We start from the raw sequence: 10,922 nt of genomic DNA, 5'->3' as shown, positions 1-10,922 counted from the left end.
AGAAGCGAGTTTTTACGCTCGCTTTTTTTGCTTGGTTAGATTGAGTCCAAAAGGAACCATATTCTCTTCCTTTTGGAGGATGCGCCTGATATTCTCTTTATGGCGAATAATGACAAATAATCCCAAGAAGATGATAATCAATGTAAATAACCAGTCATATCCTATCAATAGAAAACCAATCGCTGGAAATAGCAAAGCTCCCAAGATAGCTAGACCAGCCGCTAAAACGCTAGAAAAGGATACCATAGAAGTCAGGTAGAGGGAAGTCACAAAAATAATGACCAGATAGAGGCAAAAGGCTGGAGCCACTCCCAAAAGCATACCAGCTGAAGTTGCAACTGCCTTTCCTCCCTTAAATTGTGCGAAAATAGGAAAAGTATGTCCTAAAACTGCCATCAGCCCAAATACAATCGGAGAAATACCTTGAACATGGAAGAAAACAGGCAGTAAAGCTGCTAAGGTACCTTTTAAGAAATCCACTACAAACACCACTGTTCCGGCTTTTGGACCAAGGATACGGAAAGTGTTGGTTGTACCAGTATTGCCCGAACCATGCTCACGAATATTGATTTTGAAAAAGAATTGGCCAATCCAGAGACCAGACGGGATAGAGCCCAATAAATAAGCAACTAGTAGTAAAATAAAATTCAATAACATGCTCTCATTATAGCATATTCTCAGGCGATTTTGTCTAAAATATCCTTGAGTAAGTTGTCTCATCGGATAGAAAACAGAAATTTTTTGCAAAAATAAACAAAAACTTGTAATATAGAAAGGATGATAAGTATGGAGGTCAGTTTTGGCTAAAAAAGAGATTACTGTAAATAATTATAACGATGATGCCATTCAGGTGTTGGAAGGTTTAGATGCGGTTCGTAAACGCCCCGGCATGTATATTGGCTCAACAGATGGCAATGGTCTACACCACATGGTTTGGGAGATTGTTGATAATGCTGTTGATGAAGCGCTATCTGGCTTTGGTGATCGTATTGATGTAAGAATTAGTAAAGATGGTAGTCTTTCAGTCACTGACCGAGGGCGTGGTATGCCGGTTGGTATGCATGTCACAGGAAAGCCAACTGTTGAAGTCATCTTCACCGTTCTACATGCAGGTGGTAAGTTCGGTCAAGGTGGTTATAAAACGTCGGGCGGCTTGCACGGGGTGGGGTCTTCAGTGGTCAATGCCCTGTCTAGTTGGTTGGAAGTTGAAATTACCCGTGATGGTGCTATCTATAAACAGCGTTTTGAGCAGGGTGGAAATCCAGTTACAACCTTGACAAAAATTGGTACCGCACCAAAATCAAAAACTGGTACGAAGGTCACTTTTATGCCTGATGACACTGTCTTTTCCACGACAGATTTCAAGTTCAACACCATTTCCGAACGCTTGAAAGAGTCAGCATTCTTGCTCAAACAAGTCACCATGACTCTTACAGATGAGCGGACCGGTGAGCACGAAGAGTACCATTATGAAAACGGTGTGCAGGATTTTGTTTCTTATTTAAACGAGGACAAGGAGACTTTGACGCCCGTTCTTTACTTTGAAGGAGAAGACTCTGGTTTTCAAGTTCAAGTGGCTATGCAGTACAATGATGGCTACTCAGATAACATTCTGTCCTTTGTCAATAATGTCCGTACTAAAGACGGAGGTACCCATGAAACAGGTCTAAAATTAGCTATTACCAAGGCTATGAACGACTACGCTCGCAAGACTAATTTACTAAAGGAAAAAGATAAAAACTTGGAAGGTTCTGACTATCGTGAGGGTCTGTCTGCGGTATTGTCTATTCTCGTTCCTGAAGAACATTTGCAGTTTGAAGGACAGACCAAGGACAAGTTGGGAAGTCCCTTGGCTAGACCAGTTGTGGACGGCATTGTCTCGGATAAGTTGACGTTCTTCCTTTTAGAAAATGGCGAGTTAGCTTCTAATCTGGTTCGCAAAGCTATTAAGGCTCGTGATGCCCGTGAAGCTGCCCGTAAGGCTCGTGATGAGTCTAGAAATGGTAAGAAGAATAAGAAAGATAAAGGCTTATTGTCAGGAAAACTGACTCCAGCCCAATCCAAGAATCCAGCTAAAAATGAACTGTATCTCGTGGAGGGAGACTCTGCTGGTGGATCTGCTAAACAGGGACGAGATCGTAAGTTTCAAGCCATTCTTCCCCTGCGCGGTAAGGTTATCAATACCGCCAAGGCCAAGATGGCAGACATCCTTAAAAATGAAGAAATCAACACTATGATTTATACCATTGGTGCTGGTGTTGGCTCTGATTTTACTCTTGAAGATGTTAATTATGACAAGATTATCATTATGACCGATGCGGATACGGATGGAGCTCATATTCAGACTCTCTTGTTGACATTCTTTTATCGCTATATGCGGCCATTAGTAGAGGCAGGTCGTGTCTACATTGCTCTTCCTCCTCTCTATAAAATGTCCAAGGGTAAAGGAAAGACAGAGAAGATTGCCTATGCCTGGTCAGATGGCGAACTTGAAGATCTTCGTAAGGTATTTGGCAAGGGATCTACCTTGCAACGCTACAAGGGTTTGGGTGAGATGAATGCAGACCAGCTTTGGGAAACCACCATGAATCCCGATACTCGTACCCTCATTCGTGTAACGATTGAAGATTTAGCGCGTGCTGAACGTCGTGTTTCCGTCCTTATGGGCGACAAGGTTGAGCCACGCCGCAAATGGATTGAGGATAATGTCAAGTTTACTTTGGAAGAAGCTACAGCATTTACCAAATAAACTGAGGCAGGGTATGGCTTTAGAAAATAAACTAGGAACTAGGAATGCAACTATGGTTAGCTCGTCTTGAAGAGCGGAGAAGCTAGAAAAAGGTTGTTCAGTTATTCAAGATAGAAATTGAGAAATGTTTAAGACGTTCTCAAATTCATCGAGTTTTAACTTGAAGGCATTTATGGTTTTGCCGGTAAAATTCGTCACACCAATGTCGCCCAAGATTGCTGTCAAATTACACCACGTATTTTTTAGAGCAATCCTTAAACTATATCGACAAGCTACCTCGTGAGACCTTTGATGATATTGTTGAAAAATATGCTAATCTGAACATTGTTCACCCATTTTTATCGTATCAAAAGGTCGGAATTGATTTTGAACAAGATTGAAGTGATTTAAGGTCAGATCAAACAGTCAGAGGAGTAACTATTTGAGATTGGAAACAACGGGAAATAGTGATTTCCCTACCATTGTGGCCTTGCTCCTAGACATTTTTCCTACTCGTATGATTGATTTTTACTTCTGAGAAAATTGTAGAGATCACGAAATGTTTGACTAGGCAGTAAGAAAATTCTATAGTATAGATATTTAATTGAGGTATCTTATGAGTAACATTCAACACATGTCCCTTGAGGACATCATGGGAGAGCGTTTTGGTCGCTACTCCAAATACATTATTCAGGAGCGTGCGCTTCCTGATATTCGTGATGGTTTAAAGCCCGTTCAGCGCCGGATTCTTTATTCTATGAATAGGGATGGTAACACCTTTGACAAGGGGTATCGTAAGTCTGCTAAGTCAGTCGGTAATATCATGGGGAATTTTCATCCACATGGTGATTCCTCCATTTATGAAGCCATGGTGCGCATGAGTCAGGACTGGAAAAATCGCGAGATTCTGGTGGAAATGCATGGGAACAATGGTTCTATGGATGGTGATCCACCTGCTGCTATGCGTTATACTGAGGCACGCCTGTCGGAAATGGCTGGCTATCTCCTTGCTGACATAGAGAAAAAGACGGTGCCTTTTGCATGGAACTTTGATGATACAGAAAAAGAACCTACAGTACTACCGGCTGCCTTCCCAAATCTTTTGGTCAATGGAGCAACTGGGATTTCAGCAGGCTATGCGACTGATATTCCACCGCATAACTTGGCAGAGGTTATTGATGCTGTTGTTTATCTGATTGATCATCCGACAGCGAAACTAGAAAAACTCATGGAGTTCCTGCCGGGACCAGACTTCCCGACAGGTGCTATTATCCAAGGAGCTGATGAAATCAGGAAGGCCTATGAAACTGGTAAGGGGCGTGTCGTTGTCCGTAGTCGTTGTGAGATTGAACAGCTCAAGGCTGGCAAGAAACAAATTGTCGTTACTGAAATTCCTTATGAAGTCAATAAGGCTACTTTAGTTAAAAAGATTGATGATGTTCGAGTGAACAATAAAGTACCTGGTATTGCAGAAGTTCGGGATGAATCAGATCGTACAGGCTTGCGGATTGCTATTGAGTTAAAAAAGGATAGTGATGAACAGACCATTCTCAACTATCTCTACAAGTACACTGATTTACAAATCAACTATAACTTTAATATGGTTGCGATTGATAACTTTACACCGCGTCAGGTCGGCTTGCAGAAAATTCTATCCAGCTATATTACCCATCGCAGAGAGATTATCATTGCACGTTCCAAGTTTGATAAGGAAAAAGCTGAGAAACGACTTCATATTGTAGAAGGCTTGATTCGAGTTATTTCGATTCTTGATGAGGTTATCGCCCTAATCCGTGCTTCTGAGAATAAGTCGGATGCCAAGGAAAACCTAAAAGTTAGCTATGAATTTAGTGAGGAACAAGCAGAAGCAATTGTGACCTTACAACTTTATCGTTTGACAAATACGGATATTGTTACCTTGGAAAACGAAGAAGCTGCCTTACGTGAGCAGATTCAGACTTTAGCAGCTATTATCGGTGATGAGCGTACTATGTTCAACCTCATGAAAAAAGAGTTGCGTGACGTCAAGAAACAATTTGGTAATTCTAGATTAAGTGAATTGCAAGATTATGCAGAAGCCATCGAAATTGATACGGCCAGCTTGATTGTTGAAGAAGAGACCTTCGTCAGTGTAACCAAGGCGGGCTATGTTAAACGAACTAGTCCACGTTCTTTTAATGCCTCAACGCTTGAAGAAATGGGGAAACGGGATGATGATCAGCTAATTTTCTTACAGAATGCTAAGACAACTCAGCATCTCTTACTCTTTACTAATCTTGGTAATGTTATCTACCGACCAGTTCATGAACTGACAGATATTCGTTGGAAGGATATTGGAGAACACCTCAGTCAGACATTGATGAATTTTGAAACCAATGAAGAGATTATCTTTGCTGAATTGTTAGAGAATTTTGAAGAGGGGACTTACTTTGCGGCAACCAAGTATGGTCAGATTAAGCGTGTGGAGCGTAAGGAATTCACTCCTTGGAGGACTTACAAGTCCAAATCAACCAAGTATGCTAAATTAAAAGATGCAGAAGATGTGGTTATCGCAGTATCTCCAGTGGTTTTGGATGACATGATGATCATAACAGAAAAAGGGTATGCTCTGCGATTCAACATCGAAGAAGTGCCAGTCATCGGTGCTAAGGCAGCCGGTGTCAAGGCGATCAATCTCAAAGATAAAGACACGGTGGTTGCAGCTTTTATCAGCAATACTAGTTCAAGTTATATCTTGACTCAGCGTGGTAGTCTAAAGCGTATGGCGACGAATGATATTCCGGTGACCAGCCGTGCTAAGCGTGGTTTACAAGTTTTACGTGAGCTCAAAGCGAAGCCCCATCGTGTCTTTGCAGCTGGACCGATTCTGACAGATCAAGGAGATTTTGATTTATTTACCAGTCAAGTCGAAGAGGAAACATCGAGTCAAATGCTCCATGTTCAGTCCAAAACTGGTAAAGTCCATCAAATAGATCTCATTCAGCTCAGCCTATCAGAGCGCACTAGCAATGGTAGCTTTATCTCAGATACAATTTCTGATGAGGAAGTTTTCAGAGCATGGATTGATTAGAAACAAACTCGCTATGGCGGGTTTTTATTGTATTCACAAAATTTTCTGAATTTTTAATTGAAAATCCATTGTAAAAGTAGTAAAATAATAGAAAGTAATCTGGGAGTGTAGATATGTCTGTGTTAATTGATTGGGAAAATCTGGGTTTTTCGTATATGAAATTACCCTATCGTTTCATTGCTTATTATAAAAATGGTCGGTGGAGTAAGGGAGACTTAACAGAGGAGGCTAATCTTCATATCTCTGAAAGCTCGCCAGCCCTTCACTACGGTCAGCAGGCTTTTGAGGGGTTGAAGGCTTACCGTACCAAGGAAGGGAAATTACAACTTTTTCGTCCGGATCAAAATGCAGAACGTCTTCAGCGGACAGCCAAACGTTTACTGATGGCTCAAGTTCCGACAGATTTGTTTATTGAAGCCTGCAAACAGGTAGTTAAAGCCAATGCTGATTATGTTCCTCCGTATGGAACAGGTGGAACTCTCTACCTCCGTCCGCTCCTTATTGGTGTTGGTGATATTATTGGTGTCAAGCCAGCAGAAGAATACATATTCACAGTCTTTGCGATGCCTGTTGGCAATTATTTTAAAGGTGGTCTCGCTCCGACTAATTTTCTTATCCAAGACAAATACGACCGTGCAGCACCAAATGGAACAGGAGCGGCCAAAGTTGGTGGTAACTATGCAGCTTCTCTTCTGCCAGGGCAGTATGCAAAAAAACAGGGGTTTTCAGATGTTATCTACCTAGATCCAGCTACCCATACCAAGATAGAAGAAGTCGGCTCAGCAAACTTCTTTGGTATCACAGCGGAGAATGAATTTGTCACACCAATTTCGCCATCAATCTTACCATCTATTACTAAATATTCTCTTCTCTATCTGGCAGAGCATCATCTGGGTATGAAGGCAGTGGAACGAGAAATCGATATTAAAGATTTGGATCAGTTTGTGGAAGCGGGTGCTTGTGGTACAGCAGCTGTTATTTCCCCAATTGGTGGTGTTCAAATGGGAGGCAAGTTCCATGTGTTTTACAGTGAGACGGAGGTAGGACCGATTACTCGTAGACTCTATGATGAGTTAACAGGTATTCAGTTTGGGGATATTAAAGCACCCGCAGGCTGGATTGTAGAAGTAGATTGATTTCATAAGGCTTGTACTTGCAAGCTTTTCTCTTTTTTTGTAGAATAGTAAAAGTGAGGTTAAAAAAATGAGCAAAAAAGATAAAAAAATTGAAATTCAAATTGAAGATAGTAAGGTTTTGGTAAATAAAGAAGAGTTTTCTGGCTATCGCCTTGTAATCGGTAAGAAAGTTATTGGTGAGATTGCTGAATTGGCTGAAAACAATTTTGCTGTTGTAAAAAATGGAAATACCGAAAGCTTTTACAAAAAACTAGAAAAAGCAGTCGGAAATATTATTGAAAATTATAATTTAACTCACTAAAGGGCTTGTAATAGTCGTTATTTTATGTTAGAATAATGACTGTTGATGCACGGAGAGATAGCGAAGAGGCTAAACGCGGCGGACTGTAAATCCGCTCCTTCGGGTTCGGGGGTTCGAATCCCTCTCTCTCCATAAAGCAGGATACAAAGAACGTTAATAAATCCGTATGAAAATAGGAAACTGACGTAATGTGTGCAACGCACGAGGAAGTTTATCTTTTTCACTAGGATTTTAGTCCGTGTTCAGCTTGAAGAATTTATATCTTATTTGAATACTCATGGGGTATCGCCAAGCGGTAAGGCAAGGGACTTTGACTCCCTCATGCGTTGGTTCGAATCCAGCTACCCCAGTAAAGGTACTAGGTTTCATTCTAGTTCGTCAAAGATGTCCATTTGTTGTTTGTCCTTGCGTGTGCCTTAAATAAAATATATTTTGTTTTGGGTCGAGAGACCTGATTGTCGGAGGTTTTTAATGAACGAATTTGAAGATTTGTTGAACAGTGTAAATGAAGTTACACCTGGTGATGTGGTAACTGCAGAAGTATTGACAGTTGATGCTGGTCAAGCAAATGTAGCAATCTCGGGTACTGGTGTAGAGGGTGTGTTGACTCTTCGTGAGTTGACAAATGACCGTGAAGCTGACATCAACGATCTTGTTAAAGTTGGTGAAACGCTTGAATTGCTTGTACTTCGCCAAGTTGTTGGCAAAGATACAGACACTGTTACATATCTTGTATCTAAAAAACGTTTGGAAGCACGTAAAGCATGGGACAAGCTTGTTGGTCGTGAGGAAGAAGTTGTTACCGTTAAAGTAACTCGCGCTGTTAAAGGCGGTCTTGCAGTTGAATTTGAAGGTCTTCGCGGTTTCATTCCAGCTTCAATGATTGATAGCCGTTTCACTCGTAATACTGAGCGCTTTGTAGGTCAAGAGTTAGAAGCAAAAATTAAGGAAGTTGATCCATCTGAAAACCGCTTTATCTTATCACGTCGTGAGGTTGTTGAAGCAGAAGCTGCAGCAGTGCGCGCCGAAGTATTTGGTAAGTTGTCAGTTGGTGATGTTGTAACTGGTAAAGTTGCACGTATTACAAGTTTTGGTGCATTCATTGATCTTGGTGGTGTTGATGGTTTGGTTCACTTGACTGAGTTGTCACATGAGCGTAATGTATCTCCTAAATCAGCTGTAACAGTTGGTGAGGAAGTAGAAGTTAAAGTTCTTGCGATTGATGAAGTTGAAGGTCGTGTATCATTGTCATTGAAAGCTACACAACCTGGTCCATGGGATGGTGTTGAGCAAAAATTGGCAACTGGTGACGTTATTGAAGGTAAAGTGAAACGTTTGACTGATTTTGGTGCCTTCGTTGAAGTATTGCCAGGCATTGATGGTTTGGTGCATATTTCACAAATTTCACATAAACGTGTTGAAAATCCAAAAGATGCCTTGTCTGTAGGTCAAGAAGTAACTGTTAAGGTTCTTGAAGTAAATGCAGCGGATGAGCGTGTATCACTTTCAATCAAAGCTTTGGAAGAGCGTCCAGCAGCAGTTGAAGGTGAAGAAAAAGCTGAAAAACGTGCTCCACGTCCACGTCGTCAAAAACGTGAAGACAAACGTGATTACGAATTGCCAGAAACTCAATCTGGTTTCTCAATGGCTGACCTTTTCGGTGACATTGAATTGTAATTGATATAAAAACTTGCTTCTACGCAAGTTTTTCCTTTCCACCCTTAGTGTAATGGATATCACGCAAGATTCCGGTTCTTGAGATGGGGGTTCGATTCCCTCAGGGTGGACTACATACGTTAGAAACTCTTGTTTTTACAGGAGTTTTTATCTTTTTGAAATGGAGTAAATATGCCTGTCAAACTTATTGTTCATGTATTATTAGAGGAAGATGGAAGATATTTAGTTACCAAACGCTCAATGATAAAACGAGGTCAAGAGAATGTTTACCCAAACTTCTGGGATATTCCTGGAGGAGGGGTAGAAGTTGGTGAGCTTCCCCAAGATGCAGCAATTCGTGAAGTGTTTGAAGAAACAGGTCAACAAGTGGAGTTGCTTGCTATTATCCATGAGGATAGTCAATATGATGTATCAAAGGAGATGGTTTTCACTCGGCTAGTTTATAGTGGAAAATTGCTTACAAATTTGCCTATTCAATTAGACCCCGAAGAGCATACTGCCTACCGCTGGATTGGCTCCTTATCGGAATTGATTGGAGACAAGTGGGTTCCCTATCTGGATGCGATTATAAGGAAATAAAAAGAATTTTACCATTAGGTGATGATGTACTATTGACTGGAATCACAAGAGAGACTATCTGTTTATTTATATAGGTTTTAATCCTATCTAGAGTATAGAGTTGATAGAAGTGAGAATTTTTTAAAAACAGATAGACTAATGATTTTTGCTGTATGTTATTTTTGGTATACACCTAAAATTGACCTTCGATTCCAGCTAAGAAAACAAATTGTAAAACTATTTTAAAGAGTGGAAACTCCATGTAAAACATGATAAAATAGGACTATTGCAATAAAAGGAATATAAAAAATGATCTATTTTGATAATGCGGCAACGACACAGGTTTATCCTGAAGTTCTTAAGACCTATACAGAAGTTGTTACAAAAATTTGGGGGAATCCTTCTAGTTTGCACCATCTAGGTAGTCAGGCTACTCGTATTTTGGAGGCTTGCCGCAAACAAATAGCTGATTTATTAAGTAGGGATAGCAAAGAAATCTTTTTCACCTCAGGTGGTACGGAAGGTGACAACTGGGTCATCAAGGGAGTGGCATTTGAAAAGGCACATCTGGGTAAGCACATCATCGTGTCAGCTATTGAGCATCCAGCGGTAAAAGAGTCAGCACTTTGGCTCAAAACACAAGGATTTGAGGTTGATTTGGCTCCGGTCAATTCTCAAGGTTTTGTGGATCTTGAAGCTTTGGAAGGTTTGATACGTTCCGATACTATTCTAATATCTGTCATGGCTGTTAACAATGAAATTGGAACAATTCAACCGATTGGTGCAATTTCTCAGCTTCTGGCTGATAAGCCAACAATTTCTTTTCATGTAGACGCAGTTCAAGCTATCGGAAAAGTACCAACAGAAGATTATTTGACAGATCGAGTTGATTTTGCAAGTTTTTCAGGTCATAAATTCCATTCTGTCCGAGGAGTTGGTTTTGTCTATGTCAAATCTGGAAAGAAAATCACTCCGTTATTGACAGGAGGTGGACAGGAGAATGATAAACGATCGACAACAGAAAATGTGGCTGGAATAGCCGCAACAGCTAAGGCGCTCCGCCTAATACTAGATAAGGAAGCTGAGAGTCAAAAGCAGCTTGTTGCTATGAAGAAAATTCTTTTTGATGAACTTAGCAAATACGATGATGTAATTGTTTTTTCAGAGATGGATGGTTTTAGCCCCAGTATTTTAACTTTTGGTATTAGAAATATTCGTGGCGAGGTTATTGTCCATGCTCTTGAGGAACACCAAATCTATATCTCAACGACATCGGCTTGTTCATCCAAAGTTGGAAAGCCAGCGGGAACCTTAATTGCCATGGGAGTTCCTCAGAAATTGGCTCAAACTGCCGTTCGTATCAGCTTGGATGATGAAAATGATATGGGACAAATCGAACAATTTTTGACTATTTTTAAGAAAATTTATCAGAATACACAGAAAGTCAGGTAA

8 protein-coding genes and 3 tRNA genes are annotated in these 10,922 nt (G+C 40.7%); 10 read left to right on the top strand and 1 reads right to left on the bottom strand.

Translation table 11 applies throughout. The features are described 5' to 3' along the window. Window positions 1–12: 12 nt before the first annotated feature. Window positions 13–657 (bottom strand): glycerol-3-phosphate 1-O-acyltransferase PlsY, encoded by a 645-nt coding sequence (gene plsY / locus SR187_RS05400; protein WP_120171755.1) that lies wholly within the window; start codon window positions 655–657, stop codon window positions 13–15. Window positions 658–799: 142 nt separating this feature from the next. On the opposite strand from plsY, the gene parE reads away from it, so the two are divergent. From parE to SR187_RS05345, 10 genes are all read left to right on the top strand, one after another. After that, window positions 800–2,749 carry a DNA topoisomerase IV subunit B gene (gene parE / locus SR187_RS05395; protein ID WP_120171754.1) on the top strand — a complete coding sequence of 650 codons (1,950 nt, stop codon included), beginning with the start codon at window positions 800–802 and terminating at the stop codon, window positions 2,747–2,749. A gap of 595 nt (window positions 2,750–3,344) precedes the next feature. Beyond that, window positions 3,345–5,798: a DNA topoisomerase IV subunit A gene (gene parC / locus SR187_RS05385; RefSeq protein ID WP_120171753.1), complete on the top strand. Its 2,454-nt coding sequence runs from the start codon at window positions 3,345–3,347 to the stop codon at window positions 5,796–5,798. Between the two features lie 113 nt (window positions 5,799–5,911). Beyond that, the gene (locus SR187_RS05380) at window positions 5,912–6,934 is read left to right on the top strand and encodes a branched-chain amino acid aminotransferase (protein WP_120171752.1); all 1,023 of its coding nucleotides are present in this window, start codon (window positions 5,912–5,914) and stop codon (window positions 6,932–6,934) included. Window positions 6,935–7,001: 67 nt separating this feature from the next. Next, the gene (locus SR187_RS05375; protein ID WP_024532929.1) at window positions 7,002–7,235 is read left to right on the top strand and encodes a DUF2969 domain-containing protein; all 234 of its coding nucleotides are present in this window, start codon (window positions 7,002–7,004) and stop codon (window positions 7,233–7,235) included. A 51-nt stretch (window positions 7,236–7,286) separates the two neighbouring features. Then, a tRNA-Tyr gene (locus SR187_RS05370) sits at window positions 7,287–7,367 on the top strand. Window positions 7,368–7,513: 146 nt separating this feature from the next. Further along, window positions 7,514–7,585, top strand: a tRNA-Gln gene (locus SR187_RS05365). A 121-nt stretch (window positions 7,586–7,706) separates the two neighbouring features. Next, complete coding sequence (gene rpsA / locus SR187_RS05360; protein ID WP_120171751.1) at window positions 7,707–8,912, top strand: 30S ribosomal protein S1; 1,206 nt, start codon at window positions 7,707–7,709, stop codon at window positions 8,910–8,912. Window positions 8,913–8,950: 38 nt separating this feature from the next. Beyond that, window positions 8,951–9,022: transfer RNA gene (locus SR187_RS05355), tRNA-Arg, on the top strand. Between the two features lie 61 nt (window positions 9,023–9,083). Then, entirely contained in the window at window positions 9,084–9,491 is a 408-nt protein-coding gene (locus tag SR187_RS05350) for an NUDIX hydrolase (RefSeq protein ID WP_024532931.1), read from the top strand. A 288-nt stretch (window positions 9,492–9,779) separates the two neighbouring features. After that, the gene (locus tag SR187_RS05345; protein ID WP_120171750.1) at window positions 9,780–10,922 is read left to right on the top strand and encodes a cysteine desulfurase family protein; all 1,143 of its coding nucleotides are present in this window, start codon (window positions 9,780–9,782) and stop codon (window positions 10,920–10,922) included.

The organism is Streptococcus ruminantium, assembly GCF_003609975.1.
Classification (GTDB): domain Bacteria; phylum Bacillota; class Bacilli; order Lactobacillales; family Streptococcaceae; genus Streptococcus; species Streptococcus ruminantium.
Note: the sequence above shows the minus strand (reverse complement) of the source record. Positions and strands in the feature narration are given on the sequence as shown.